Genomic DNA, 26,308 nt, shown 5'->3' on the forward strand with positions numbered 1-26,308 from the left:
GGTCTGGCACTTCAACGGTCTCACCAATGGCAGAGACAACTTCGTTGAACGCAGACTGGTCTGCGACAGAGAAGTTTGCCAAAGACAGATCGGAGAGTGTCACCCCCTGGAAGATGGTGGTGGACATGATGTTACCGAACTGATCAGTGATCACAATGCGGACTGTTTGTCCGAGTGCGTCGCCACTTTCCTCGAAGATTTCAAACTGTTCGCCAGTCACACCTTCCAGAATATGGATCATGTCAGAGGATGGATCGAAGTCTGCGATGACCTGAGACTCACTGTCCAGACCGAGCATATACATGTCGCCAGTATGGCCACCATGTCCATCATCGCCATCGCCTGGATGACCATGACCATCGTCACCATCACCTGGATCAACCGGGTCGACAGGATCTACCGGGTCAACGGGATCAACCGGATCCACAGGGTCTACCGGATCAACAGGATCGGTTGGTTCTTCAGGCTGAGTGTTTCCGCCAACAAGGTCTCTGATCAATTCAGCTGCTGATGCATCCTGAATGGAGAAGTTTGCCAGTGTCAGGTCAGCAAGTGCAACCCCGGCCAGGAGCAGCGTCTGCCCGCCATTGGACGGAATAGAGAAGAGCACACCGTCTGGTGTCTCGGTTACTTCGAGCTGGTCAGCGCTGATCCAGTCAACGAAGATCACGCCATCTTCTGTATCGAAGTCGTTGACGACTTCCTGTTCACCATAGGACCATGTGACAACCACATCGGCATCTTCTTTTGGAACACCAACGCCTGGCAGAGTGCCGTTCAGGCCTTCTTCACCAGTCAGACGATCCTGGAAGTAGTCGATTGCTTCATCAACAGTTGGGCTTTCGAAGCCGCCAAACTGCTCAACATACTGCAGAATTGAGGTGCCGTATTCATCCTGAGAAACGTTGCCGCCTTGCAGGAGAGCAAGTGTACCGTATGCACCACGCAAGTGGGCAGCAGCCAAAATACCCGTCAGTGTGAGGGTTACGCTGACATCCTGACCGTTCTGCTCGTAGGTAAAGTCCTGTCCAATAAAGTCGTCCAGTGACTGGCCGCTGTTGGACAATCCGTTTTCGATAATCTGGAGATTGAAGCCAAATGCTTCCTGAATGGCAACTTCCTGTGCTTCAGGAGTCATAAACTCTTCTAGTGAGTCGACGCCGTTTTTACCGGTCCAGGTGCCATCCCAAGTGTTGGTGGATGCGCCGTTGCCGTAAAAGACATCATCATCATAGTAGCCCAGATCGATAAGCAGAGCTTCACCGAACTGGTAGCCGACGAACCCAAGTGAGTTGGTGGAGCGATAAGACATCGCACTCCATTGGTCGTCGTTCAGATCCCCCCAACTGTCATACTCTGGAAAGAAGTCTTGCACCGGACCGCCTGCCCATTCAGTGAGCTGCCAATCCTGAATTCTGCCGTCGTTGTATCTTTCGCGATCCCAACCGGATTCGAAAGCCCGCAATGCGTCACGGAATTCGTCATATGTGCCACGATAGTCCATTGTATTCCCTCAGTTTTTATTGAGAGGTCCCAGACAACTCCGAAATTAAAGGAGCAAGCCGAATTGCTAAGGTCCGGAAGGCTCACCGAGCCGCTCTCGTTAAAAACGAACGCTGATGCGATCTGACTGCAATTTTGATCTTTGCGTTTCCAACAGCGCATTGTTTGCAGTGCATCTGATCGCTTCCGCGTTCGACGAGGCTGATTTTTCTGGAAATTGGGGCCAAATTTCGAAAGAAAAATGGAGTATTTATTACAGACGAATTTAAAAAAATCTCTGAGATTCAATGTTTTACATCACAGAATACCGTTTTTGGAATCTGACGATTCTGTTTTCTCTCAGTATTTCCGCGGCTTAACGATTCTATTGATTTAGAAAGATCTTTGGTATTTTATTGGCGTTTAAGGTGCCTTATTTGCCTTATTTGGCTTGTATTACTTTAGGATATGTACCTACACATTCTTGTGAATTATGCGGATATCACAGGTGCTGAACGCACTATCAAGCTTCCGACTCAAAGTGCCTAAACAATCCCTAAAATTCTACCCGCATACATTGCTGATTTTAGGGATCGGCATTTGCCCCTAAAATGAGAATGGTGACTAGTTCATTCTGGGAGGAAGCTATGGCCACAATCGCTATCAGCATGGCTTTGGCTCTGTGCTTTACGTCCATTGCCCTTTTGTTTCTTGCCGTGAAAAACAGGTGGTCTGCCCGCTACAGGGTTCTCAGGCGCAAAGCACCGATCAAAGGGGAGTTTTCCCTCCACCCGCTTAATCTCATTCGTGAAGAAGAAGAGAAGATCGAGAAAGAGCGCCTTAAGCGGCGGGACGATCTTTAAGGGCGCTTGCTCTGCTTTTGTATAGTCAGAACAGCAAACGGCCTGGGTTGCCCATCCAGGAACGCAGGCCGCAAAGCGTGATTATTCTGTACTTAGGACGGACGTAGCTCTGACCAGGATTTGCCGAGGTTCCGGCCCTTTGCCAGATGACCCCACTTGGTTTTCAGCATGCGGTCATCAAGATGGTAGACCGAGCGGAGTAGGTCGGTTGTTACAACAGCCTGCGGCGTGCCGTGGGCAACCAGATTGCCGTGGTCCAGCACAAAGATCTTGTCGGCATAGACGCAGGCCAGATCAATATCATGAAGGACTGCGATAACACCGCCGCCTTCATTCGCGTATTTGCGGCCTGTCTCCAGTACGTCGATCTGGTGCTTTAGATCCAAACTCGCGGTCGGTTCATCCAGAAACAGATAGTTGGTACGGCTATTTTGTCTTGGTTCCCAAACCTGACAAAGCACACGGGCCAAATGAACACGCTGTTTTTCGCCGCCAGACAGTTCCTGATAGTACCTGTTCAGGTACGACGTGAGGCCGACACGATCCAGAGCTTCCAGAACGCGTGGACGTAGTTGCTTTGCGCTTAGGCCGTGACTGCCGGAGACCAGACCCAGCATAACAACCTCTTCAACCGAGAACGGAAAGGACAGCTGCGAGCTTTGAGGCAACACCGCACGGCGGCTTGCAAGCTCAACTGCCGGGACTGACCAGATAGACGTTCCATCCAGCATTACGTCGCCTTCAGATGGCGACAAATCACCCGTCAGGCACTTGAGAAGCGTCGATTTGCCGGCGCCATTGGGGCCGATGATTACTGTCAGTTCTCCCGGACAACTGCGGAAGTGGACGTCTCGGAGAAGTTTTTTTGTGCCAACGCTAACCGTGATGTTTATTGCCTCAAGCATCTGGGATCCTCACAATTGGACTTAGTTTTTGCGGCCAAGCAGGATGGAAAGGAACACAGGTGCGCCAATGATTGCTGTGATGATGCCGATTGGCAGTTCAGCAGGCGCAACCACCGTTCTGGCAACAACATCAGCGGCAACCAGTAAGGATGCACCGAGCAATGCACAGGATGGCAGGAGGAAGCGGTGGTCTGGTCCAATGAGCAGTCTCAAGACGTGGGGCACAACAATCCCGACAAAGCCAATTGCACCAGCCGCCGCAACAGAGGCTCCGGTTGCACCCGCAACTAGAATAATAATCAAACGTTTGAGGTGCTGTGTGTTGAACCCCAGATGAAAGGCTTCAGCTTCACCCAACAGAAATGCATTCAAACCTTTTGCGATGAATGGGAGAGAAACGAGCACAGCCAGAGCAAACGGAAGTGTGGACCAAACTCTTGGCCACGTGGAACTTCCCAGTCCGCCCATACCCCAGAATGTCAGGTCTCTGAGTTCTTCATCTGTGCTACCGAAAACGAGAAACCCTGTGACAGCACCAGATAATGCGCCAAGCGCAATGCCAGCCAGCAACATGGTCGCGATGGAGGTTTGACCTCGACGGGTTGCGACTTTGTAGAGCAGGGCGGTTGTTGCAGCACCGCCGACAAAAGCGCCCCACGGAAGGAGATAGACCGAGTAGCCATCCAAAATCCATGCCGGCAGACCGGAAGACAGAGTGATCACGCAGACTGCGGCGAGGGCTGCACCTGATGAAACTCCCACCAAACCCGGATCAGCAAGGGGGTTTCGGAACAAGCCTTGCATCATCGCACCGGAAGCAGCAAGAGAGGCGCCGACAAGACAGCCAAGAACCGTTCTTGGCATACGAATATCCATCAGAACGACTTTGTCTCGGAGCGTGAGTGCGGTTTCATCACCGAAGAGCCAGTAGTTAATTGCACCGAGGATATGTGAGACCGATACCTCAGTTGGCCCAACAGCCAGCGATACGAAGCAGACAACCAAAAGCAACAGAGTCAGTGCCTTAACAGCGTACTGCTGGCAGATTTCTCTGCTTGTTCTTGCATGGGTTACTGGTGACTTGAACGCCTCAGACAGTGTCATCTCACTCATTGCAGCCTGACCTCACGATTTTACGTCAGATTTAGCTGCGATTTTCACAAAGCGATCGCTCAGATCTCGAAGGGCTTGCGCTGTGCGAGGGCCAAAGCCGAGGAGATAGACGCCGTCCATGACGATGAGGTTGCCGTTTAGGCCTGCAGGGGTGAGGTTGAAACCTGGTTCTTTGAGAATGTCTGATTGGTCGCTTGAGCCCGGACGAGACATCATCATCACAACATCAGGAGCGGCTGCAATCAGCGCTTCTTTGGAGACTGGTTTGTAGCCGCGCAGGTTTGCAAACACATTGGTTGCACCAGCCAGTCCGATTACGGCATGAGCCCCTGTTTCGCGGCCTGCAACCAGCGGTTTTCCACCCCCTTCAGAGATGACAAAGACAACTTTGAGCGGTTTTGCTTGCTGATGTGCGTAGGCTATTGCCTCATCAAGATCTGCTTTGACCTTCGCTTTCAGCGCTTTTGTTTCCTCTGGAAGCTGCAATGCGGTTCCGACCACATCAATCTTCTCAAGAATGCCTTCCGGGGAGTAAACCTCTTTCACTTCCGTCAGCTTGATAGAGGCCGCTTTGAGGACATCAACCGCTGTTGATGGGCCTGAACCTTCCATCATGAGGATATGATCTGGATTGGTTGCGAGCACACCTTCTGCACTGAGAGCTCTCATGTAGCCGACATTGGGAAGCTTTGTTGCTTCCTCGGGATAGAGACTAGTGGTGTCGACAGCGGCCAGTCGATCCTGAGCTTCCAGTGCGTAGACAATTTCTGTCAGAGATGAGCCAATCGAGATAATGCGCTGATCATTTTGTGTGCCCTCAGCCTGGACCTGACCGATGAACATTCCAAAGAACAAGCTCAGGAGCGCTGCGGCCACATAAGGAAGCATGAGAGAAAATGAATCGAGGGCTCTGGTTAGAACACGCATGGTAGCACCCATTTGAGAGGAGGTATTTCATTCCTTCGGGCATGAGTGGCTTCTGGCTTCCCAAATTCGCCCAGTTTGTAAAACGCTATCTTTCAAAATAACATGAGTGAAATACTCATATTTATATATCGGGTCAATCTCTAAATTGAGCTGGGAAGGAAGACAGGCAAATATAAGAAATAATACTTGACTACTAGATTCATATTTTTCTACATACGCGGATCGAGAGCCTTTTAAAGGCGTATCGTTAAGACCATTTTGCCAGCCAAGCGGTTTAAATCGCTAGCCAGCCTCCGCATACCCCTCCCATTCCTATTGTGGTATGTGTTTTGAGAGTGGCTCTGAAGACCTGAAACTTTGCTGAGCTTTTGACTGGAAAAGCTCATGTACTAATTGGCTAAGGAGTTCCGGCGTGTACATCGCAATGAACCGTTTCCGCGTGGTGCGGGGCAAAGAAGAAGAGTTTGAAACCGTTTGGAAAAATCGTGAGCGTCACCTGAGCTCCGTTCCCGGCTACATCGAATTTCGTATGCTCAAAGGCGAGACAGCTGAAGACCATACCCTTTATGCATCCCATACCACCTGGGATACCTATGAGAATTTTGTCGGCTGGACGAAGTCTGAAGCGTTTGCGTCTGCCCATAAAGGCGCTGGCACCCGCATGAACTTCTATCTGGGAGGCCCACACTTTGAAGGCTTTGAAGTCATCCTGACCGAGACCCGCGAAGTCGCTTAAAGCCTTCCTGACTGGAAGCTACAACTTGCTGTAGCTTCCTTTCTCCCCCGTCCAAAGTATCAATTGCGCCGCTATACTTTGTATGCAAACTATTTGCATGCAAAATTTATGGAGTGTCTGAGATGCGTTTAGATAATTGCATTTTTTATCTGCTTTCCCGCAGCGCCAGAAGTGGTGCGCGGTTCTACAAGAAGCAACTGGAAGAACTGGGGCTCACACCGGTCCAATCTATTGTGTTGCAAGCCCTTGCTGTTCAAGACGGATGCACAACGTCTCAATTGGGCAAGGCTGCCGAACTGGACAATGCAACACTTACCGGTGTGCTGGACCGGCTTTGCCCCGCCGGGTATCTGGAGCGCAAAGCAAGCCCGGAAGACCGACGGACTCAGCATATTTTCCTCACCAAGCAAGGTCAGGAAGTTTCCGAAATTCTTGACAGTTTAACCGAAGACGCGAACGCCAGATTTCTTGCGGAGCTGAGTGATCGTGAGAGGGACGATCTCAAGGCGCTTCTCACCCGACTTTAGGCTGGGCGCTCAAATTCATTTGAGCATTATTTTCATTGCGTAATCTGATTGAACACCAGCAATCACTTGCAGGATTACGCCTTTATCTCAAAAATTTTCAATAGGACGGATTGAAAAGATGGATGTAAAAGTGATGTCAGGACTGGAGTTCCTGAAAGCCATGCAGAAAGCGGGCAATCGTCCGCCAATGGCGGAAACCATGAATGTAGACCTTGATTGCATCGAGGATGGTCTGGTTCGTTTTAAATGCATGCCAACGAATGATCATCTCAATCCGGGCGGCACAGTGCATGGCGGCTATGCTGCGACAGCGCTGGATTCCGTTCTTTCTCTTGCGGTTCAGACCAAGCTCAAAGACGCCTTCAATTTTCGCGGCACCTCAGAACTCAACGTCAAGTACATACGTCCCATTAAGGTAGGGCAGGTTCTTTACGCTGAAGGCCGCGTGGTCAGCATGACGCGCCAGACCGGGATCTCTGCCGGAGAAATCGTCGACGAAGAAGGCAAAATTTACGCCTACGCTTCTGGAACTGTGATGATCAAACCAGAATCCTGATCGCATAGTTTTGGATAGGAGCACATAATCGCCTCTATGTGCTCCTTCTTTTGTGGACAAATTAGCTGGCTAAATTAATTTATTTTTGTCTGCTATATTTCCTGTTCCGTTGGTTGAAACTCTTCAAAACTGCCAATTAATTAGAATTTATAGCCTTGAAATTGTGTCTTTTTATTCGATTAAATAATAGTTACAATGAAGGGCGCAACAATACGCCCTACCCCTAAGGAACTATATTTTACAATTGCACGTAACATAGTTTACACGCTATACGTGCTTATGGTGTTCCTGTGATGAGAAATCCGAAGCTATTTAGTGTAATGTGCTCTCGGATTCGTCTCTATCCAAAAAAAAGCGCTTTCTGTCATGCTGCACTCGATCTCGGACCGCTCCCTCGTTTCTCGCTTTGGAATTTCTCCCTGGTCATCCACCAGCAATCGTAAAAGTGACGCTGTCTATCTTTATCTGGAAGAACAGATCATCGTTGGTGCTCTTAAGCCTGGTGAAGCAATTGCCGAACAGACGGTAGCTGATGCGTGTGATTGCGCGCAGGGAACTGTACGTGAGGCCTTGCTTAAACTTCAGCAGTCCGGCTTGGTGGTACGGCACGATTACAAAGGTACTCGCGTTGCGGGTATCAGCCGCGCTGAAGCTGTCGAGATTGTCAAAATCCGCATGCAGCTGGAAGAGCAAGCCGGACGAATGATTGCCTCTAACATTTCAGGCGAGACGCGCGACCGGCTCTTTGAAATTCTGGATGCTATGTGCCAGGCAGCCGATGACAACGAGGTGTTTCTTTGCAGCGCTTATGACCGCCTCTTCCATGCAACCCTGTTCCGTCAGGCAAACTTACGCGGATTAGAGCCAATTCTGGAACGTTGTGCGCTCCATATGCATCGTGTGACGCTGTCTCACCGAGACATTCCACTCAATGGTGCTGACATTCATGAAAAGCATATTGCGATCATCGAAACGCACTGCAATGGTACGCCTGAAGAAGCTGCAAACGCTGCGCGTGGGCATGTGAGCTTCCTGTTCGATCGCTGGATGTCAGAGCACACCTTCCTTAGTCTTTCCATTTAGACCGTCACCAGCTTTCCGCTGGAGCAGCGCATGAAAAAAGCCGGAGTGCAGAAGCATCCGGCTTTTGTTGTTTGTTACGCTTGTGCGTTGCTTAGACGTCGAGGTTCGCAACAGATAGAGCGTTGGTTTGAATGAAATCGCGGCGTGGTTCAACTTCATCGCCCATCAGCTTGGTAAAGATGTCATCAGCTGCGTCAGCTTCCTTGATCTTCACCTGCAGCAAAGAGCGTACATTCGGGTCTAGCGTGGTTTCCCAAAGCTGTTCTGGGTTCATCTCACCCAGTCCCTTATAGCGCTGCATGGAGATGCCACGACGCCCTTGCGCGTAAACAGCCTCCAGTAGGGCTTGTGGGCCGCGAATTTCGACAGACTTGTCTTTGCGCACCAAGGATGCAGCCTTGTGATAGACCTCATCCAGATGCTTGAAGTAGCTGTCGAGACGACGGGCATCTGCGGAACCGAGCAGAGCAGCATCAATCGTGGTGACTTCTTTCACGCCGCGAACAACACGGCTGAAGATGAGATCACCCTCTTCAGTTGCTTCACCTTCCCAACCACGCTCAAACTCGTCAGCCAGAATGTCCAGGCGACGCGCGATGTAAGCAGCAGCTTCCTGCGCTTTTTCGTGGTTGTGCAGGTTGTCGGAGTTCAGCGCACCGGCAATTGCAGCCTGTTCGACGACAGCTTTGTTGTAGCGGGAATGCAGGCCGTTGAGAACGTCGGAGATTTCACGAGCCTCATTAACGACGCTACGCAGGTCTTCACCCATGCGCACTTCGCCGCTTGCAAGGCTGAGTGACGTCTCATCCAGACCACTGCCGATCAGGTATTCTTCAAAGGCCGCTTCATCTTTCAGGTACTGCTCGGACTTGCCGCGCGTAACCTTATAAAGCGGAGGCTGAGCGATATAGACGTAGCCGTTTTCAATCAGATCAGGCATCTGACGGAAGAGGAAGGTCAACAGAAGCGTACGAATGTGCGCACCGTCGACGTCCGCATCGGTCATGATGATGATCTTATGGTAGCGGAGCTTTTCGAGGTTGAATTCCTCGTTGCCGATACCTGTTCCCAATGCAGTGATCAGCGTGCCGATTTCCTGCGAGGAGATCATTTTATCAAAACGCGCGCGTTCGACGTTCAGGATCTTACCCTTCAGCGGCAGCACAGCCTGATTTGATCTGTCACGGCCCTGTTTGGCAGAGCCACCCGCGGAATCACCCTCCACTATGAAGAGTTCAGCTTTAGAAGCATCGCGCTCCTGACAATCGGCCAGCTTACCGGGTAGGGACGCGATATCCAGCGCGCCTTTGCGGCGTGTGAGCTCGCGAGCTTTACGAGCAGCTTCGCGAGCGCTCGCAGCTTCCACCACTTTGGAAACAATGGACTTTGCTGGGGCCGGGTTTTCTTCCAGCCATGTAGACAGCGCTTCACCAACGAGGTTCTCAACCACCGGACGGACTTCTGAGGAAACCAGCTTGTCTTTGGTCTGGGAGGAGAACTTTGGATCAGGCACTTTTACAGAAAGCACGCAGGACAGACCTTCGCGGCAATCTTCGCCAGTTGGGTTTACTTTCTCACGCTTCAGGATCCCTGATGAATCTGCATAGCCGGTCAACTGACGTGTCAGAGCGGCGCGGAAACCAGCAAGGTGCGTACCACCATCACGCTGTGGGATGTTGTTTGTGAAGCAAAGAACGTTTTCGTGATAACTGGAGTTCCACCACATCGCCACTTCTACAGTGATGCCGTCTTTTTCGGCAATCATTGTAACAGGCTCTTCGATGAGTGGGTGCTTGGCACGATCCAGATAACGAACGAAAGCTTCCAGACCACCTTCGTAGTAGAGCTCTTCAACGCGAGGCTCAACACCACGATTATCTGTCAGGATGATACGGGCACCGGAGTTGAGGAAGGCCAGCTCGCGCAGGCGGTGCTCAAGGGTGTCGTAATCAAACTCAATTTTAGTGAAGGTTTGAGGAGATGGAGTGAAGGTCACCTCAGTACCGGATTTACCCGGAGCGTCGCCGACAACTTTCAAAGGAGCTTCAGCCTCACCGTGATGGAAGCGCAGGAAATGCTCTTTGTCATTGCGGAATACACGCAGCTCCAATGTGGTGGACAGTGCGTTCACCACAGAAACACCCACACCATGCAGGCCGCCGGATACTTTGTAGGAGTTGCTGTCAAACTTACCACCAGCGTGGAGCTGAGTCATAATAACTTCAGCCGCAGAAATTCCCTCTTCCGAGTGAATATCTACCGGAATACCGCGTCCGTTATCGGTTACCGAGACAGAACCATCAGCGTTCAACGTAACGGTCACATAATCAGCATGACCGGCCAGCGCTTCATCGATGGAGTTGTCGACAACCTCATAGACCATATGGTGCAGGCCCGAGCCATCATCGGTATCACCGATATACATGCCGGGGCGTTTACGTACAGCATCCAGGCCTTTCAGCACTTTGATGGAATCTGCACCGTATTCACCTGCGCCATTTTCCTGCTCAGGTCCGCCATTTTCAGGGGTCGACGTTTCGCTCATTCGAATCACTTCACACAACGGTTTTCATTAGGGTTCATGTTATAATTGGTTGGGCAAATGGTTCAAGCAATCTGGGAGTTTAAGCGCTCGTAAACCAAGGGAAATATTGCATAAACACTATTTTTAAGGGGGGATAATTTCCTTAGCGTGCATCCCATGGATTTGCTTGCACGATTAGCACCCCAAGTTTTCATTTTTGTGCCTGGCATTTTCTGAAAATTGAAACGACTTAACGGTGATATTGCTACCGTGTAATCATCAGGACAGCGATGCCGAGAAGTCCCAGAGAAGCTAGTCGATTAATCAGGTACATCGTCTTTTCTGACCTCAAGAACTGGCAAAATTTGACTGCCAGAAATGAATAGGCACCGTTGATGATCAGTAAGATGGCTGACAGCACAGCGGCGAGCTCAACAAAGCCCAGCAGGCTCATTTCCTCAACACTGACCAAATTGGGCATGAGCGCGAGGTAGAACATGATTGCCTTGGGGTTTGACAGGTTGAACAATAACCCAGCAAACAAGGATGTCTTCGCAGAAGATTGTGGTGGGATTGAGTTGCTGTAATCCTCAGAAGGAGCTGCATTTGCACTCTTCCAGATGCCCCATGCAATGTAGGTGAGATACGCAGCACCAAGCCACTGCAACACCGCGAATGCCTCGGAGAAACTGCTGGCAATTGCTGCTAGTCCCAGTGCAGCCATGGAGAACCAGAGCAGATCACCGCTCAACAGCCCCAAACAGAACAGCACTGCACCGCTGCTGCCAAAGCTCATAGCGCGGGCGATGATTGCTAGTATGAAAAGCGTGCCACCGAACAGGGCAAGGCTGGTTACATCCATAAAACTGCGGCCGTTCTTTCGTGGTGACGAGCACTTTCAGTTTACGGCGCCGCAGTCTTCAGCAAGCGCCGTATTAAAAGGCTGATTGCTCAGCGGGTGACCATGGTTGCTGCCACGCCGACCATCACCACGCTGGAACTTCTGTTCAGGCGCTGGAATGCTTTTTGCGACGAAATCAGCTTCTTTGCAGAGACCGCCAGATAGGCATAGATGCCGAAGACGATGAACAACACACTGGCCATAGTTGCTGCCAGTTCCCAATAAGCCAGCAGGTTGATCTTATCCATGGGTACGATGTTCGGCATCAGCGCCATATAAAAGATCACGACCTTTGGGTTGGACAGGTTCATTGAGAGACCAGCAAGCAAGGCTGTAAAACGTGAGGATGCCTCCACAGCAGTAGCACCATCTTGCGTTGGAGTTACGCCTTTTGAGTTCCACATACCCCAGGCGACGTAAAGCAGATAGGCAGCTCCAACCCATTTAAGCGCCATGAAAATGATCGCGTAGTTGGTCGCAATAGCTGCCAGCCCCATGATTGCGAGCGTGAACCAGAACAGATCACCACAGATCATACCGACAACGAACATAGGTGTGCCACGCATGCCTTGTCCGAAAATACGGGCGAGCAAAGCGGCGATGCCGGGGCCCGGTGTGATGGCTGCAGCGAACAACGTTCCTGCAAAAAACAAAAGAACTGCCAATTCCATTTTATTGCTCTTTTTATCGTGCCACGATTGCAGCAGCGGTGCCAAACATTGCGACACTCGCGCTCTTATTCAATCGTTTTACGGCTTTTTCTGAGGTCAGGAGGCTTCGTGCCCGTACGGTCACACCAATATAGATTGCAAAGACCAGTGACAACACAGCAAGCGTAACAAACATCAATTCAACCAAACCAATGGTCGTGATGGTTTCCATAGGCACCACGCTTGGCATCAATGCCGCGTAGAACAGCAGGCCTTTAGGGTTGGAAAGCGTGATCAACATGCCAGAGACCAGCGTTTTGGCATTGCTTTTGGTGTTTGGCGTTATGGCGGCGGTGCCTTCAGTTGCCTGCGCTGTCTGCAGACCACTGGCACGCCAGAGCTTCCAAGCCAGAAACAGCAAATAGGCAGCGCCTGCATACTTAACGATGGTGAACGCCAGTACATAAGTACTCGCCAGTTTTGCCAGGCCCAGGATTTCCAGAATAAACAGACACATGCTGCCAATCAGCATGCCAGAGACAAATGTGAGAGTGCCTTGCAACCCAAAACCGAGTGTACGCGAAACCAGTGCCGTAATCGCAGGGCCAGGTGTGATGGCAACAACAAACAGAGTTGCCCCAAATACGAGGAGAATTTGCAAGTCCATGGGGATCACTTAGGTCAGAGATAGAGCGCTTAACGCAGTTTGCGTATTCTCATCGGAAAGCTTGTCTCTGCTTTTCCAGAATACCACCCAAGACTAATCACAAGGATATTTCTCTGACAAGCGAGATAAAAGCGGCTTGCCTTCAAGCCAGCTCAATGATGGCACTTTTAGCTTAGCGCAATACCACCGTTTGCAACCTCAAAAATCTGTGCGGCACTTGGCAGGTCTTTGAAGAGGTTTTCATCGGTGCCAGTCATGAAAACCTGACCACCCAGAACTTCCAGCCGTGTAAAGAGAGCTTCGCGGCGGCCGGGGTCCAGATGGGCCGCAACTTCATCCAGCAGCAGGATCGGGGTCATGCCGGAGATCGATGAGGTGAGGTCTGCATGTGCCAAAACCAAGCCAATCAGAAGCGCTTTTTGCTCTCCAGTTGAAGCTTGCGCGGCGGGCATTTGCTTTTCGCTATGAACCACGTAAAGGTCAGAGCGGTGCGGACCATCCAGAGTACGTCCGGCGGCACGGTCGCGGAAGCGGCCTTCCACCAGCAAATCCCGATAGCAATCTTCCCGATCTGATGCGCTCATGCCGATGGTCGCGGTTTCAAACGCGCCTTGCAGGTGGATTTCTGCGGACGGGAAGGGGAGGCCAAGCTGCTTTTGTGCTTCCAGTGTTTTGGCCAGCAAACTCACGGTTTCACTACGAGCCAGAGCGACAGCGGTGCCCAGTTCAGCAACCTGCGCTTCGATGGCATCCAGATACTCGGGTGTTCCGCCCTCAGACAACAGGCGATTTCGCTGGCGCAATGCTTTTTCAAAGCTTGCAACCATTCTGCCATGAGAGGGATTGAGGGAGAGGACCAGACGATCGAGAAATTTGCGTCGATCAGAGGCTGAGCCCGTAAACAGGCCATCCATGGACGGGACCAGCCACAAAACACGAAGGTATTCCAGAAGAGCTTCGGAAGAACGAGCTTCTTCGCTGTCAATGCGGACGCGGCGTCCCGGTTCTCCGGCAGTTAAACCTGTACCGATGCGGGTCTCACCAAATTCTCCATCCAAGATCGCGCTGACAGCCCAGCCGCCAGATCCGTCGGCGCGGGCGATATCACCCAGTGTTGCGCGGCGGAGACCACGACCAGCGGAGAGAAAGGAGATTGCTTCGAGAATATTGGTTTTGCCTGCGCCGTTATCGCCAACAAAAGCGACCATTCGGCTGTTCAACTCAACGCTCGTTGCGTTGTAGTTTCGAAAATCCGTTAGCGCGAGGCGAGTAAGCGCCACAGGCACTGGATCCGACATTCAGGCTCTCTTTGGTTACATGAGTTTTGAGCATATTCTCATCCAAAAACTGGCTGCTATTTTTCGGGAATATGTAGCAGAAGAAAAAATGCCCCCGGCTTAGGACCGAGGGCAAAACATTTAAACGCGCATTGGCATCAGCACATAAAGCGCTTCATCACTGCCTTCATCGCGAACGAGGGTCGGAGAACCGGAATCCGCAAGTGTGAAGAGCGCAGAATCTGCTTCCAACTGAGCTGCGATATCCAACAGGTACTTGGAGTTGAAGCCGATCTCGAATTCTTCGTTGTCGTACTCAACTGCAACTTCTTCAGTCGCAGAACCAGAGTCTGGGTTGGTGACCGTCAGAACGATCTTGCCTTCGCTCAGGGACATTTTGACTGCACGGCCACGATCAGATGCGATGGTGGATACGCGATCAACTGCTTCCTTGAAGGCATCACGATCAACGCGCAGTTCCTTGTCGTTTCCTTTTGGAATGACGCGCTCATAATCCGGGAAGGTTCCGTCGATGAGTTTTGAGGTCAGGATGATATCACCAATGGTGAAACGGATCTTGGTTTCAGAGATCTCAACTTTGATCTCAACCTCCGGATCATCCAGCAGCTTCTGAATTTCGCCAACGGTTTTACGCGGTACGATGATACCAGGCATACCCTCGGAGCCTTCCGGCGCCTCAAGCTCAGCCTGAGCGAGGCGGTGTCCGTCCGTTGCGACAGCGCGGAAACGCAGGCCTTCTCCGATATCCAGAGAGTGCATGTAGATACCATTGAGGTAGTAGCGGGTTTCTTCCGTAGAGATCGCAAACTGAGTGCTGTTGATCAACTTGCGGATGCCGCCGGCGGTCATGGTGAAGCTGTGACTGAACTCACCTGCAGTCAGGTCAGGAAAGTCGGTGACTGGCAGGATCTGCAGCGCGAAGCGGGAGCGCCCGGCGCGAATTTCCATAGTGCTGTCATCACCAGACGTTTCCAAAACAACCTGAGAACCATCTGGCAGTTTGCGTACGATCTCGTAGATCATGTGAGCTGGCACTGTGGTTCCACCTGGCGTTTCGACCATTGCCGCGATGCTTTCCACGACCTCAAGATCCAAATCGGTTGCCTTAAGCTTGAGGTTGCCACCTTCAGCCTGCAGCATCACGTTGGAGAGGATCGGAATGGTGTTCCGCCGTTCCACCACACGGTGTACGTGGGTCAGAGACTTCAAAAGCTCGGTCCGCTCAAGTGTCACTTTCATGCGAAACGTCCATTCTTCTGGGCGGAGCATCGCGCCGGTGCAGCGAACTCCGCGAATTACTAATACAAATTGCCCAGTTTCAGTGCAGAGGCCCACTTGGTCTGCACTCGCCCACTATGCCGAGTTTAACCTCGTGCAGGGTCGTTCAAACTGCACGTTTAGCTCGCAAAATGCAAGAGGGGCGCTGCAAGCAGCGCCCCAATAATCACCAAATTCCTGCATGGAGTCCAGATGGCTCCGTGTAGAGGACGCTTATTAGAGCACGTTGCATTCACACATCGTGCTCTAAGTTCTTCCCTTGAGCTCATTCAGATCATTTGATTGAAGCCAATCAAATGGAATGCGCTCTAGGCGTCCAGCATACGCTTCAGCAGCTCCAGCTCCTGCGCAAGACCGTTATCTGCCTTGGAGAGCTCTTCGATTTTACGAACTGCATGGAGTACTGTTGTGTGGTCACGATTGCCGAAGCGACGACCGATCTCTGGCAGAGAACGTGGGGTCATCATCTTAGCGAGATACATAGCGATTTGACGAGGACGCACGATGGTGCGTGTCCGGCGTGCAGAAAGCAGATCTGCTTTTGTGACGTTATAATGTTTTGACACAACGCGCTGAATGTCTTCGATTTTAACGCGGCGTGGTTCAGCTGCACGGATGAGATCACGCAGAGTGATTTCAGCCATTTCCAGAGTTACCGGAGAGTTTGTCAGCTGATTATGCGCAACGAGACGGTTCAGGGCACCTTCCAGATCGCGACCTGAAGAGGTTACGTTACGAGCAACGTAGTCCAGAACGGCCTCCGGCACAGTGAAGTTCGGGTATGAGCGCTGCTGAGCACGCATACGATCTTCAATGATAGCGCGACGAAGCTGGAAATCTGGTTCGGAGATATTTACGACCAGACCACCTGCCAGGCGGGAGCGAACGCGATCATCCAGGCTTTCCAATTCAGCCGGAGCGCGGTCAGCTGCAACAACAACCTGACGAGCACCATCAATCAATGCATTAAGAGTGTGGCAGAACTCCTGCTGCACCTGCTTGCCATGAAGGAACTGCATGTCATCGATCAGAAGAAGATCGATAGAACGCAGAGTTTCCTTGAAGGACATTGCAGACTGCGCCTGAAGCGCGGCAACGAAGCGGTACATGAAATGCTCTGCGGTGAGGTACAGAACACGGCGACCAGCCATACGGGCCTGATTTGCAATCGCCTGCATCAAGTGGGTCTTACCAAGACCTACAGAAGCATGGAGGTAAAGCGGGTTAAAGGTTACGACACCGCCGCCTGCAACTTGCTTTGCTGCTGCAAGAGCCAGAACGTTGGATTCACCTTCAACAAAACTTTCGAAGACGTATTTCGGATCGAGGGATGCCCCTTCGAGTACGTCTTTAGAGGAAAGGTCGGAACGACCACCTCGACCGCCCATCATGGATGGCATTGGGGACGTTGCGCGCAGACCAACAGGATCATTTACCTGAATTGGGCGCATATCAGTCTTGCCACCCAGTGCTGGGCGTGCAGCTGGCTTAGCCGCTGCAGGACGGGGACGAACGGCACCGCGAACGGTGAGCTCGATCTTATGAATGTCATCACATTCATTTTTCCAAAGTCCCATCAGACGCTCTGAATAATGAGACTGAATCCATTGCTTCAAAAACCGCGTAGGAACAGACAAACGAACGGTGCCGTTGGTGTGCCCTTCCATGTCTACACGTGCAAACCAGCTGGAGAATACATCTTCACCCAACTCAACACGTAGACGTTTCTTAACGCGATCCCATTGCTCCGGCCCTGGAGCTTCCTGAACGTGCATGCTCGCCTCCTTGCAGCCGTTGAGTATTCCGCCACAGATACTCAACCATCAAATCTATTGCGCTCATTTCGAGCTTTGTTGAACCAGACGCTTTTTTATTTCGTTGCCATTAGACAAAAACATCACATCGGTGTGGCGCCCACACACCGTTGCTAAATTCTAATATTTCTTGGGAGCTATCCTTGGCTCCACGGAAGACCTTGAGCCTTCCACCCAGAAACCGAGCCTCGATGACCTTCAGCATCATGACCGCCTTCAAAGCCGTCTGCCACGTTGTAGCAGTTTTTATAGCCAAGGGCTGTCATCGCGATCGCTGCTGCCTTACTCCGAACTCCAGAGCGGCACAAAAAGAAGATTGCAGCGTTTTGGTCAAGTCCTTTTTGCGTCAATGCGTCAGAAAGTTGACTCGCAAAGCCCTCATGAGGGCCATTGGATGGGAAACCCTGCCATTCAGCAAGGATGACTTCCTTCTCCAATTTGGAAAGATCCGGAATGCCTACGAAGGTCCATTCAGCGTTGGTTCTTACATCTACAAGAATTGCAGAACCATCAGCTTTAAGGCTCTCGAAAACTTCCGTTACGCTTCGATCACCTGCATAGGACTCATGCATAGATACTTCCATTTACTAACCTAGACGCATTACGTTTACTCACCCAAATGAGTAAGCCACTATAAAAAGACTCAAAATCGAAATTCAAGAAAAATCAGAAGGAAAAGCAACAATAGCAGCAAAATGACGCAACAACTCTAGTAGTCTAAATTGCAATTACTATAAAATGCAACGCCTAGACTTTACGCCATCTGACCAGCTTTGCCCGACCCTGGTTCGATTCTTCTAACTTGTATGCTGGGATCGGGTAGCAACCCGACTTCTTCTTGACCATACACAGCCGATTTTGGTCCCGCAATAGCGGAAAGTTTACAAAACGCAAATGCCCTTTCTGTGACGCAAGGTCAAGCTCATATGTCGTCAACGGCTAAGTTCGGCAAAAAGCAGTGAACTCAACAACTTTCTCGATATGCGCTTGGTTAATGGTGGGCCCGGGAAGCGAATAAAAAAAAATTTATCCGCCCATCTCTTGACTCACCAAGAATCTGCTCATTTCAACTGTGACAATTTTAACCTAGAGCCAATCCATTGTTTTTTAAGGATTTTCCTTGACAGGCTCCGAGACTAGTCCACAGGCTATCCGCCGTGAAAATGCCCCAGTTTTATCCTAGGGTAAGCTTATCCAGCTAACAAAAAAGCCCGGCCATACGACCGGGCTTTTTTAGTCCAAAAAAATTGGATTAGGCGCCGAGTGCCTTAATGCGGGCATTCATGCGGGATACTTTGCGAGACGCAGTGTTCGCATGCATAACGCCTTTAGTAGATGCACGCATGATCTCAGGCTGTGCAACTTTGAATGCTTCGTTAGCAGCTGTCTGGTCACCCGCGACAATTGCTTCTTCCACTTTACGAACGTATGTACGTACGCGGCTACGGCGAGCCTTATTAGTGGCCGTCTGGCGAGCAATTTTACGTGCCGCCTTCTTGGCCGAAGGAGTGTTGGCCATGGGCTCTGTCCTGATCTGTCAGTAAGAACTGTTTTCAAATCGCGAACGAGACCGCCCAAAGCCGCCCCGATCAAACGAATTCAGTGACGAACAAAATCCGCCTCTGGTTGTGGAGCGCTTATAGTTGGGAGTCTTAGCCTCGTCAACGAAAAAAGGTGTAGACCTGCCTAAAAACGGCTTATCCGTCTTCGAATTCAGGTTTTCTCTTTTCTATGAATGCCTTCATACCTTCTTTTTGATCGCTGGTTGCAAACATAGAATGGAACAAACGACGCTCAAAACGAATGCCTTCAGCAAGTGTTACTTCGTAAGAACGGTTTACACTTTCCTTCGTCATCATAACAATTGGAGTCGAGAAACTTGCAATCTTTTCAGCAGCTTTGATTGCTTCAGCGACCAGATCTTCATTTGCGATAACACGAGAAACCAGACCAGCGCGCTCAGCCTCTGATGCATCCATCATACGGCCTGTCAAGCACATTTCCATTGCTTTTGACTTGCCAACAAGTCTTGTTAATCTCTGTGTACCACCTGCACCTGGCATAACGCCAAGTTTGATCTCTGGCTGACCAAATTGCGCAGATTCTGCTGCCAGAATGAAATCACACATCATGGCAAGCTCACATCCGCCGCCCAGCGCGAAGCCTGCGACCGCTGCGATGATTGGTTTACGCTTTTGCGCGATCTGATCCCAGCTGGTGATGAAGTCCATCAGATAGGTCTGCGGATAGTCGTATTCTGCCATCACTTTAATGTCAGCGCCCGCCGCGAAGGCTTTCTCGGAGCCGGTGATGACTGTCGCGCCAATTTCAGGGTCACGATCAAATACGTTCAGTGCTTCATCAAGCTCAGCGATCAGGTCGCTGTTCAATGCATTCAATACTTTCGGGCGATTTAGCGTAATCAGGCCAATCTTGCCGCGTGTCTCAACCAGAATATTCTCGTAGGACATATGTCCCTCCCAATAAAATCAACTTGGATTTCTGCCCTAACATTGAAGAGTGATGGCTTAGCGGCAAGGTATCCGTTTGTCTTAGTTCTATCAGGCGTCTGTGTTTGCCCGCTCTGGAAACAGCGCTGCGAGCCCTTCTTTGCTAGCTGCACAGGCACCACGCTCAGTGATCAAGGCAGTGACGTACTTTGATGGCGTCACATCAAACGCGAAGTTGGACAAAGGGGTCTCTGGCGGGCAAATGCGCACCTTCTCGACCTTGCCCTCCGCGTTTTCGCCCGAGATCCACGCGACCTCTTCGCCGCCGCGCTCTTCAATCGGAATTTCCTTCAGGCCATCAGCAACGGTCCAGTCGATGGTTGAGGAAGGCAGAGCCACGTAGAATGGGACGCCATTGTCATGGGCTGCCAGCGCTTTGAGGTAGGTGCCGATTTTGTTGCAGACATCGCCGTGTGCAGTTGTTCTGTCTGTTCCCACGATGCAAAGATCCACCATGCCATGTTGCATGAGGTGGCCACCTGCATTGTCGACAAGCAACGTATGAGGCACGCCGTGCTCTCCCAGCTCCCATGCGGTCAGGCCAGCGCCCTGATTACGTGGGCGGGTTTCATCAACCCAGACATGGACCTTGATGCCTTTGTTATGGGCCTGATAGATCGGAGAGGTGGCTGTCCCCCAGTCCACAGTCGCCAGCCAGCCTGCATTGCAGTGGGTCAGGATGTTGATGGTCTCGCCCGGGCTCTTTTGCGCAGCGATCTCTTCAATCAGCTTGAGGCCGTGCTTGCCGATGGATTCGTTGCAGGCCACGTCTTCATCAGAAATCTCGACGGCCCGCTTCCATGCAGCTGCCGCTCTTTGCTCCAATGGCAGCTCTGAGAGCAGGCTTTGCATGTCATTCAACGCCCAGCGCAGGTTAATTGCGGTGGGGCGGGTTGCATGGAGCACCTGCCACGCATTGCTTAGTGCTGCGTCGCTTGGGTCTCGCGCCATTTCCAGAGCAACACCAAAGGCGGCTGTTGCGCCAATTAGTGGGGCGCCTCGAACCCACATGTCCTTGATGGAAACGGCTGCATCTTCCAGATTGCGCAGTTCAACCTCGACAAAACGATGAGGTAGGCAGGTCTGGTCGATGATCCCGACAGATTTTCCAGCTTCCAGCGGCCAAATGGAACGGTATGCTTTACCATGAACCTTCATCGCGACGTCTCCTACCCATGTATGCGGTTTGTGCGTCAGATTATCGGATTTTTCCGTGGCTCCATCTGCATTTTATCGCGTCCGGTTTCTTTTCCTCATAAAGTTCTGCAGTCCGCGGTTTCCGCATGGTCCAATTAGATGAAAGCCTTTCATCTCCTCTTTAACCATACTGCGCTACGCTGACTCTCTTACGTTAGTTTACACATAACTTTGCCGGGTTGATGAAAGAGGCTTCCGATGGCTCCGCTGGACACTGAAATTCGCGTTATGGATGAAGATGGCATTCTGACCATGTTGGATTGGGCCGCCCAAGAGGGGTGGAATCCAGGTGAAGATGATGCACAATCCTATTATGCGGCGGATCCCGGCGGTTTTCTTGGCTGCTATCTAAACAATCAGCTGGTCTCAATGGTGTCTGCCGTTCAATACGGTGAGGCCTATGGCTTTCTCGGCTTTTACATCTGTCATCCAGAGTTTCGCAGGCAAGGCCTTGGGGCCGTTATATGGAATGCCGCCATGAAACGGCTGGAAGGGCGGACGATTGGCCTTGATGGCGTGGTGGAAGAGCAAGACAATTACGCGAAGTCCGGCTTCAGGCTCGTTCACCAGAATATGCGTTACAGCGGCTTGTCTGATGTCACCATGCCTATGGATCAGCGTATTTCCATCATTGGCAAGGGCATTTTGCCAAGCATTATAGAATATGACCGCAACTACTTTCCCGCAGAACGCTCCGCCTTTCTGGAACGCTGGATGGAGCCCATGAACCCTATGCGCCGGGGCCTATATCTGGTTGAAGAGGGTATTGTTCGCGGTTACGGCGTTATCCGTGCGGCCCGTGATGGGTATCGCATTGGCCCAATGGCCGCTGAAACTCCTGAAGGGGCTGACCTGCTGTTCCGCGCCCTTGCTGGCAGCGCCAAAGGGCAGATGATCAACATTGATCTGCCTTTGCCTAATGAACAAGCCGTGGAACTGGCAGAGCGCTACGACCTATCACCCGTGTTCGCTACCGCCAGAATGTATAAGGGCCAAGACCCCAACCTCCCCCTCGACAAGATCTACAGCTTTGCGAGTTATGAGCTGGGGTAGGATCGGGTGTAGGGTCATCATTACTTATCCTTAGAGAAGGCTTTTAAGGCCTGACTCGTAGTCGAGCTGGCAAGCTCGAGGGCTTTTTCAACTGTCGTGTCTTTTACTCCTGACGATGGCTTTTCGTCGATTACTCTGTCTTGGCCAAAAATTCTCTCACTAAGTTGCTTTTTAAGTTCCTGCTGTGTCTCAATTGGCAAAGAGCTTATGAAAGGATCCAAAGCCTTCATCTCAAGGAAAAACCAACTCATCCTCTGCTCGTTCAATCGATGAAGCCGTGATTGACGAGAAGCAAATTGGGCAGCTACAAACGCAACACCCGTCACAGAAAGAGTAGTGATAATTGTTGGCCAATCGATGCTTCCAGACTGCGATAAGCCAAATCCAAGCTTACCCTTAAAGACAACCCAAGCCAATGTTGCTAGATAACATGCCATAGTAATCCAGCGCCAAGTAGACGCTTGCTTCCTTTCTAGCTCTGCGCCAGATTGATAGTGTCCTGCGACACCATCAGAAGCAACCAATCCATGAATGTCTAGGATCGATTGGTGCTTTGAAGAAATGTCTTTTTCAGTGGTTTCTATGTTCGTCTCGAATGCATTGAGCGCGTTAGCAAACTTCTCTCGATGTTCATTGGCGATATCTGTTCTGGTTTTTACAGCCTCATCCATCGTATTGCGAATAAACTCAGAAAACTCTTTTTCTCGCTTTATTGTTGCGTCGGAATGCTCTTTTGCACGCGCAGTTTCAGCTTCTGTGAACTCGGTTTGCCAGTTAGCCAGAAGGTTCCTTTGAGAAATATCCAAATCATTCAATGCTTGTTGAAGTGTGCTTTCTTTAGCCTCGACTTCACTAATTTGCTGATCATTTGCATCAATACGAGTTTTTAAGTTAGACGTTGATTCTTCGATTTCCGTACAAAAAGCGTTGAACACCTTTTCTACTTCTCGGACAATTTTGGAAGATTCTGTTCTTTTAGTCATCCAAGCTAGCTGGTGAATTGTTGCAAACTGGCTATCTAACTGATTGTTTGCATTAATTAAATGTTGCTTTTGACCACTATTACTAAAACTGTAAAGCTCATTCCAAAAATGTTGTTGTCGAAGGTGGTTGTTTAGATTGGTAAGTTGCGGCGTAGGAGAAAGTTCAGGGTCTAATATGTCTAGAATACCAGAGAGCATTTTTAGAAACTTAACTAAACGTAATCGTTCCACCTCAACTGCTCGGTCCGTTTTATCGAACTTTGTTTCCACCCACTCTAAACTCTGCTGGACAGTTTCGTGTATTTGGTGCCCTTTGTAAGCGTCTACCCAACGTGTCATAATTATCCCTGCGTACAAATTGTAGAAATTACACCGTATAGTTGCATAAATTAAATAGCACAAACTCTCTTGATACATCACATCTGAAGACGGCTCATGCTTTAACAGTACCTATCCCTACTGCGGCAGCAGGGTCTCCCGATCCAATTGCTGTTCGTGGGCTTCTTCCTGGAGCCATGCTTTGAAGGATTTTACGACTGGGCGCAGGGTGCGGTTTTCGGGGTAGACGAAGTGGTAGGCGGAGGAGAGTTTGAGGCTGATGTTAAACAGGCGGACCAGTGTACCTGCGGCGAGCTCTTCCTCAATAAAGAACTTTGGCACCAGAGCCACACCCAAACCGGAGGCGGCGGCTTGTGAGATCATGGTGAACTGATCGAAACGCGGGCCCTGGAAGGCCCCATCTGTTTCTACACCTGCCAGAGAGAACCATTTTTGCCATGCATCTGGCCGTGTTGACTGGTGCAGGCGCATAACGTCGATCAGGTCCTCCGGCGTGCGCAGGCTGTGTCTGTCGCGGAATGCTCTGGAGGCGACTGGAATGACTTCTTCCTGAAACAGCGGCTCTGCGATGGCACCTGCCCAGACAGGTTCTCCGTAATGGATCGCTCCATCAAACGGTTCTACCGAGAAATCGAAGGGGCGCAGACGAACGGAGAGGTTGAAGCTGGCTTCCGGGTAGCGCTCGTGGAAATGGGGGAGACGGCGGGCGAGCCAACGGGTGCCGAAGGTTGGGAGGACGGCGACGTTGAGCACATCCTCACTGCCCGCAAAGGACATCACCTGACGGGTCGCGCTGGTCATCTTTTCCAACGTGCCGCGGATGTCATGCAGGTAGATACGCCCGGCATCCGTCAGAACAATGCGCTGGCGAATCCGTTTGAACAGCTCAACACCCAAGCGACCTTCCAAAAGGCGCACCTGTTTGCTGACTGCCCCTTGCGTCAGGAACAATTCTTCAGCTGCACGCGTGAAACTGCCGTGCCGCGCTGCGCTTTCGAATGCGATCAAACAGTCTATCGGGGGGATAAAACCACGCTTCATGCTGACCTCTCATGATGCCGTGAACAGCTCGAAACTCCTGAAATCGCGAGGTTAAGCACACCCAACACGATTAAATTTCGTTCTATCTGGCATCATCTCCTTCTTAAAACAGAATCTCAAATAGGCCGATACCCATTATTATCCTACTGATTTTAAGCAGTTTTCTCACTAGCGCAAGATCCAAGCGAAATTATCAGTCATTCCATATGCGAATGAATAATGGAAAAGACGTAGCTTTTACCCGTGAACAGGACAAGAGAAACTCTGCTCAAATTTCGAACTGACTGTTTCTCACTCTTTGGGGGCTTCAATGACCGTAGGTCTGGATACCGCGCAATTCGCAAAAGAAACAATGGAACTCATGGAGCGTATGGGTGTTGCCCGCGCTGCTTTGGAAGGTGGCACACTTGCTGCAACTTCTCCAAACTCCGGTGAAACACTGGCGATGATCAAAGAAGACAGCGCCGCGGAAACCTCCGCTGCGATTGGTCGTGCTCACGATGCTTTCAAAGAGTGGCGCAAGCTGCCTGCACCTCGTCGTGGTGAACTGGTTCGCCTGCTGGGTGAAGAGCTTCGCACTTATAAAGATGACCTCGGCAAGCTGGTGAGCCTGGAAGCAGGCAAGATCACCTCTGAAGGTCTGGGTGAAGTTCAGGAAATGATCGACATCTGCGATTTCGCAGTTGGGCTTTCCCGTCAGCTGTACGGCCTGACCATCGCGACCGAGCGTCCGGGTCACCGCATGATGGAAACCTGGCACTCATCCGGTGTCATTGGTGTGATCTCCGCGTTCAACTTCCCAGTCGCGGTCTGGTCCTGGAACGCAGCACTGGCCTTTGTTTGTGGTGACTCCGTTGTTTGGAAGCCATCTGAGAAATCTCCTCTGACAGCAATGGCATGTGCTGCGCTGTTTGAGCGTGCGGTTGCCAAGTTTGGTGATGATGCGCCGAAGGGCTTGCTAGAAGTCATCGTGGGTGGCCGTGAAATCGGTGAGACACTAGTCGACGACAAGCGCGTTCCTGTTATCTCCGCAACCGGTTCCACTCGCATGGGTCGTCAGGTTGGTCCACGTGTTGCGCAGCGCTTCGGCAAGTCCATTCTTGAGCTGGGTGGCAACAACGCAGCGATCGTGACCCCATCTGCTGATCTGGACCTGACCCTGCGCGGCGTGGCCTTCTCTGCAATGGGTACTTGTGGTCAGCGTTGTACTACTCTGCGCCGTCTGATCACGCATGACAGCGTTTATGATGCGCTGATCCCACGTCTTATCAAGGCATATGCCTCTGTGAAGATCGGCATTCCGACCGAAGAAGGCACGCTGATCGGTCCGCTCATCGACAAAGACGCTTTTGACAACATGCAGAAGTCTCTGGAAGCTGCGAAAGCTGCTGGCGGCACCGTGCATGGTGGCCAGCGCGTGATGGCGGATGAGTATCCGGATGCCTATTACGTTCAGCCTGCTGTTGTTGAAATGCCAGGTCAGGTTGGTCCTGTACTGGAAGAGACTTTTGCTCCGATCCTCTACGTCGTTCGCTACAGCGACTTTGATGAAGCGATTGAAATTCAGAACGGTGTTGGTGCTGGTCTGTCTTCTTCCGTCTTCACCAAAGACATGGGTGAAGCTGAAACTTTCGTTTCTGTTGTCGGCTCTGATTGCGGCATTGCAAACGTCAATATTGGCCCATCCGGTGCTGAAATTGGCGGCGCATTCGGTGGTGAGAAAGAAACTGGTGGTGGCCGTGAAGCTGGCTCTGATGCCTGGAAGGCATACATGCGCCGCGCGACCAATACCATCAACTACTCTGGCGCTCTTCCATTGGCGCAGGGTGTGAAGTTTGACGTTGAATAAGGAATTTTGAGC

At 51.1% G+C, this 26,308-nt stretch carries 23 protein-coding genes and 1 pseudogene; 7 read left to right on the plus strand and 17 right to left on the minus strand.

Annotation, left to right across the window (positions count from 1 at the left end):
• Positions 1 to 1,504: pseudogene (locus PPL9_RS33305) on the minus strand (1,4-beta-glucanase); the annotation flags it as partial.
• A 625-nt stretch (positions 1,505 to 2,129) separates the two neighbouring features.
• Here PPL9_RS33305 and PPL9_RS13230 point away from each other — a divergent pair.
• On the plus strand, positions 2,130 to 2,345 hold the full coding sequence (locus PPL9_RS13230) for a hypothetical protein (protein ID WP_057463122.1): 216 nt from the start codon (positions 2,130 to 2,132) through the stop codon (positions 2,343 to 2,345).
• Positions 2,346 to 2,437: 92 nt separating this feature from the next.
• Here the strand turns inward: PPL9_RS13230 and PPL9_RS13235 are convergent, their stop codons facing one another.
• Genes PPL9_RS13235 through PPL9_RS13245 form a run of 3 tightly spaced genes read right to left on the minus strand, consistent with a single transcriptional unit; the run spans position 2,438 to position 5,290 of the window.
• Positions 2,438 to 3,250 carry a heme ABC transporter ATP-binding protein gene (locus PPL9_RS13235; protein WP_057463123.1) on the minus strand — a complete coding sequence of 271 codons (813 nt, stop codon included), beginning with the start codon at positions 3,248 to 3,250 and terminating at the stop codon, positions 2,438 to 2,440.
• A 21-nt stretch (positions 3,251 to 3,271) separates the two neighbouring features.
• Positions 3,272 to 4,363: an iron ABC transporter permease gene (locus PPL9_RS13240; RefSeq protein ID WP_057463124.1), complete on the minus strand. Its 1,092-nt coding sequence runs from the start codon at positions 4,361 to 4,363 to the stop codon at positions 3,272 to 3,274.
• 12 nt (positions 4,364 to 4,375) lie between these two features.
• Positions 4,376 to 5,290, minus strand: coding sequence for an ABC transporter substrate-binding protein (locus PPL9_RS13245; protein WP_244273391.1), 915 nt, complete (start codon positions 5,288 to 5,290; stop codon positions 4,376 to 4,378).
• Between the two features lie 412 nt (positions 5,291 to 5,702).
• On the opposite strand from PPL9_RS13245, the gene PPL9_RS13250 reads away from it, so the two are divergent.
• From PPL9_RS13250 to PPL9_RS13265, 4 genes are all read left to right on the plus strand, one after another.
• Entirely contained in the window at positions 5,703 to 6,026 is a 324-nt protein-coding gene (locus PPL9_RS13250; RefSeq protein ID WP_057463125.1) for an antibiotic biosynthesis monooxygenase, read from the plus strand.
• Positions 6,027 to 6,148: 122 nt separating this feature from the next.
• Positions 6,149 to 6,553, plus strand: coding sequence for a MarR family transcriptional regulator (locus PPL9_RS13255; protein WP_057463126.1), 405 nt, complete (start codon positions 6,149 to 6,151; stop codon positions 6,551 to 6,553).
• A 118-nt stretch (positions 6,554 to 6,671) separates the two neighbouring features.
• Positions 6,672 to 7,109 (plus strand): PaaI family thioesterase, encoded by a 438-nt coding sequence (locus PPL9_RS13260; protein WP_057463127.1) that lies wholly within the window; start codon positions 6,672 to 6,674, stop codon positions 7,107 to 7,109.
• A 366-nt stretch (positions 7,110 to 7,475) separates the two neighbouring features.
• Complete coding sequence (locus PPL9_RS13265) at positions 7,476 to 8,192, plus strand: GntR family transcriptional regulator (RefSeq protein WP_057463128.1); 717 nt, start codon at positions 7,476 to 7,478, stop codon at positions 8,190 to 8,192.
• A 91-nt stretch (positions 8,193 to 8,283) separates the two neighbouring features.
• Here the strand turns inward: PPL9_RS13265 and gyrB are convergent, their stop codons facing one another.
• The 11 genes from gyrB to mtnA all read right to left on the minus strand — a co-directional run bounded on the left by gyrB (position 8,284) and on the right by mtnA (position 20,992).
• Positions 8,284 to 10,737 (minus strand): DNA topoisomerase (ATP-hydrolyzing) subunit B, encoded by a 2,454-nt coding sequence (gyrB, locus tag PPL9_RS13270; RefSeq protein ID WP_057463129.1) that lies wholly within the window; start codon positions 10,735 to 10,737, stop codon positions 8,284 to 8,286.
• A gap of 244 nt (positions 10,738 to 10,981) precedes the next feature.
• Positions 10,982 to 11,578, minus strand: a complete 597-nt coding sequence (locus PPL9_RS13275) for a LysE family translocator (RefSeq protein ID WP_057463130.1) — start codon at positions 11,576 to 11,578, stop codon at positions 10,982 to 10,984.
• Between the two features lie 89 nt (positions 11,579 to 11,667).
• A complete protein-coding gene (locus PPL9_RS13280) occupies positions 11,668 to 12,288 on the minus strand; it encodes a LysE family translocator (RefSeq protein WP_057463131.1) in 621 nt (206 codons plus the stop codon).
• A gap of 13 nt (positions 12,289 to 12,301) precedes the next feature.
• On the minus strand, positions 12,302 to 12,934 hold the full coding sequence (locus tag PPL9_RS13285; RefSeq protein ID WP_057463132.1) for a LysE family translocator: 633 nt from the start codon (positions 12,932 to 12,934) through the stop codon (positions 12,302 to 12,304).
• A 167-nt stretch (positions 12,935 to 13,101) separates the two neighbouring features.
• On the minus strand, positions 13,102 to 14,232 hold the full coding sequence (gene recF / locus PPL9_RS13290; protein WP_057463133.1) for a DNA replication/repair protein RecF: 1,131 nt from the start codon (positions 14,230 to 14,232) through the stop codon (positions 13,102 to 13,104).
• 120 nt (positions 14,233 to 14,352) lie between these two features.
• On the minus strand, positions 14,353 to 15,471 hold the full coding sequence (dnaN, locus tag PPL9_RS13295) for a DNA polymerase III subunit beta (protein WP_057463256.1): 1,119 nt from the start codon (positions 15,469 to 15,471) through the stop codon (positions 14,353 to 14,355).
• 347 nt (positions 15,472 to 15,818) lie between these two features.
• Entirely contained in the window at positions 15,819 to 17,285 is a 1,467-nt protein-coding gene (dnaA, locus tag PPL9_RS13300) for a chromosomal replication initiator protein DnaA (RefSeq protein WP_057463134.1), read from the minus strand.
• Positions 17,286 to 17,461: 176 nt separating this feature from the next.
• Positions 17,462 to 17,896, minus strand: coding sequence for a rhodanese-like domain-containing protein (locus PPL9_RS13305; RefSeq protein WP_057463135.1), 435 nt, complete (start codon positions 17,894 to 17,896; stop codon positions 17,462 to 17,464).
• Between the two features lie 680 nt (positions 17,897 to 18,576).
• Complete coding sequence (rpsT, locus tag PPL9_RS13310; RefSeq protein WP_057463136.1) at positions 18,577 to 18,843, minus strand: 30S ribosomal protein S20; 267 nt, start codon at positions 18,841 to 18,843, stop codon at positions 18,577 to 18,579.
• 178 nt (positions 18,844 to 19,021) lie between these two features.
• Positions 19,022 to 19,795 (minus strand): enoyl-CoA hydratase, encoded by a 774-nt coding sequence (locus PPL9_RS13315; protein WP_057463137.1) that lies wholly within the window; start codon positions 19,793 to 19,795, stop codon positions 19,022 to 19,024.
• 90 nt (positions 19,796 to 19,885) lie between these two features.
• Positions 19,886 to 20,992, minus strand: a complete 1,107-nt coding sequence (mtnA, locus tag PPL9_RS13320) for an S-methyl-5-thioribose-1-phosphate isomerase (RefSeq protein WP_057463138.1) — start codon at positions 20,990 to 20,992, stop codon at positions 19,886 to 19,888.
• 237 nt (positions 20,993 to 21,229) lie between these two features.
• Between mtnA and PPL9_RS13325 the strand changes: the two genes are divergently transcribed.
• Positions 21,230 to 22,084, plus strand: coding sequence for a GNAT family N-acetyltransferase (locus PPL9_RS13325; RefSeq protein WP_057463139.1), 855 nt, complete (start codon positions 21,230 to 21,232; stop codon positions 22,082 to 22,084).
• Positions 22,085 to 22,104: 20 nt separating this feature from the next.
• Here the strand turns inward: PPL9_RS13325 and PPL9_RS13330 are convergent, their stop codons facing one another.
• Together PPL9_RS13330 and PPL9_RS13335 are read right to left on the minus strand one after the other, a co-directional pair.
• Complete coding sequence (locus tag PPL9_RS13330) at positions 22,105 to 23,406, minus strand: hypothetical protein (RefSeq protein WP_057463140.1); 1,302 nt, start codon at positions 23,404 to 23,406, stop codon at positions 22,105 to 22,107.
• Positions 23,407 to 23,523: 117 nt separating this feature from the next.
• Positions 23,524 to 24,447, minus strand: coding sequence for a LysR substrate-binding domain-containing protein (locus PPL9_RS13335; protein WP_057463141.1), 924 nt, complete (start codon positions 24,445 to 24,447; stop codon positions 23,524 to 23,526).
• Positions 24,448 to 24,757: 310 nt separating this feature from the next.
• Here PPL9_RS13335 and PPL9_RS13340 point away from each other — a divergent pair, with 310 nt between their 5' ends.
• Positions 24,758 to 26,296 (plus strand): aldehyde dehydrogenase family protein, encoded by a 1,539-nt coding sequence (locus PPL9_RS13340; protein WP_057463142.1) that lies wholly within the window; start codon positions 24,758 to 24,760, stop codon positions 26,294 to 26,296.
• Positions 26,297 to 26,308: the final 12 nt, after the last annotated feature.

This window comes from Pseudovibrio sp. POLY-S9, from assembly GCF_001431305.1.
Taxonomy (GTDB): Bacteria; Pseudomonadota; Alphaproteobacteria; order Rhizobiales; family Stappiaceae; genus Pseudovibrio.

Excerpts from the sequence above, each read along its gene's own strand:
- PPL9_RS13325 (WP_057463139.1), top strand. The coding sequence starts at position 21,230 with ATGGCTCCGCTGGACACTGAAATTCGCGTTATGGATGAAGATGGCATT.
- PPL9_RS13285 (WP_057463132.1), bottom strand. The coding sequence starts at position 12,934 with ATGGACTTGCAAATTCTCCTCGTATTTGGGGCAACTCTGTTTGTTGTT.
- PPL9_RS13245 (WP_244273391.1), bottom strand. The coding sequence starts at position 5,290 with ATGCGTGTTCTAACCAGAGCCCTCGATTCATTTTCTCTCATGCTTCCT.
- dnaN (WP_057463256.1), bottom strand. The coding sequence starts at position 15,471 with ATGAAAGTGACACTTGAGCGGACCGAGCTTTTGAAGTCTCTGACCCAC.
- PPL9_RS13330 (WP_057463140.1), bottom strand. The coding sequence starts at position 23,406 with ATGACACGTTGGGTAGACGCTTACAAAGGGCACCAAATACACGAAACT.
- gyrB (WP_057463129.1), bottom strand. The coding sequence starts at position 10,737 with ATGAGCGAAACGTCGACCCCTGAAAATGGCGGACCTGAGCAGGAAAAT.
- PPL9_RS13260 (WP_057463127.1), top strand. The coding sequence starts at position 6,672 with ATGGATGTAAAAGTGATGTCAGGACTGGAGTTCCTGAAAGCCATGCAG.
- PPL9_RS13255 (WP_057463126.1), top strand. The coding sequence starts at position 6,149 with ATGCGTTTAGATAATTGCATTTTTTATCTGCTTTCCCGCAGCGCCAGA.
- PPL9_RS13335 (WP_057463141.1), bottom strand. The coding sequence starts at position 24,447 with ATGAAGCGTGGTTTTATCCCCCCGATAGACTGTTTGATCGCATTCGAA.
- rpsT (WP_057463136.1), bottom strand. The coding sequence starts at position 18,843 with ATGGCCAACACTCCTTCGGCCAAGAAGGCGGCACGTAAAATTGCTCGC.
- PPL9_RS13280 (WP_057463131.1), bottom strand. The coding sequence starts at position 12,288 with ATGGAATTGGCAGTTCTTTTGTTTTTTGCAGGAACGTTGTTCGCTGCA.
- PPL9_RS13340 (WP_057463142.1), top strand. The coding sequence starts at position 24,758 with ATGACCGTAGGTCTGGATACCGCGCAATTCGCAAAAGAAACAATGGAA.
- PPL9_RS13275 (WP_057463130.1), bottom strand. The coding sequence starts at position 11,578 with ATGGATGTAACCAGCCTTGCCCTGTTCGGTGGCACGCTTTTCATACTA.
- recF (WP_057463133.1), bottom strand. The coding sequence starts at position 14,232 with ATGTCGGATCCAGTGCCTGTGGCGCTTACTCGCCTCGCGCTAACGGAT.
- PPL9_RS13315 (WP_057463137.1), bottom strand. The coding sequence starts at position 19,795 with ATGTCCTACGAGAATATTCTGGTTGAGACACGCGGCAAGATTGGCCTG.
- PPL9_RS13240 (WP_057463124.1), bottom strand. The coding sequence starts at position 4,363 with ATGAGTGAGATGACACTGTCTGAGGCGTTCAAGTCACCAGTAACCCAT.
- PPL9_RS13265 (WP_057463128.1), top strand. The coding sequence starts at position 7,476 with ATGCTGCACTCGATCTCGGACCGCTCCCTCGTTTCTCGCTTTGGAATT.
- dnaA (WP_057463134.1), bottom strand. The coding sequence starts at position 17,285 with ATGCACGTTCAGGAAGCTCCAGGGCCGGAGCAATGGGATCGCGTTAAG.
- PPL9_RS13230 (WP_057463122.1), top strand. The coding sequence starts at position 2,130 with ATGGCCACAATCGCTATCAGCATGGCTTTGGCTCTGTGCTTTACGTCC.
- mtnA (WP_057463138.1), bottom strand. The coding sequence starts at position 20,992 with ATGAAGGTTCATGGTAAAGCATACCGTTCCATTTGGCCGCTGGAAGCT.
- PPL9_RS13305 (WP_057463135.1), bottom strand. The coding sequence starts at position 17,896 with ATGCATGAGTCCTATGCAGGTGATCGAAGCGTAACGGAAGTTTTCGAG.
- PPL9_RS13235 (WP_057463123.1), bottom strand. The coding sequence starts at position 3,250 with ATGCTTGAGGCAATAAACATCACGGTTAGCGTTGGCACAAAAAAACTT.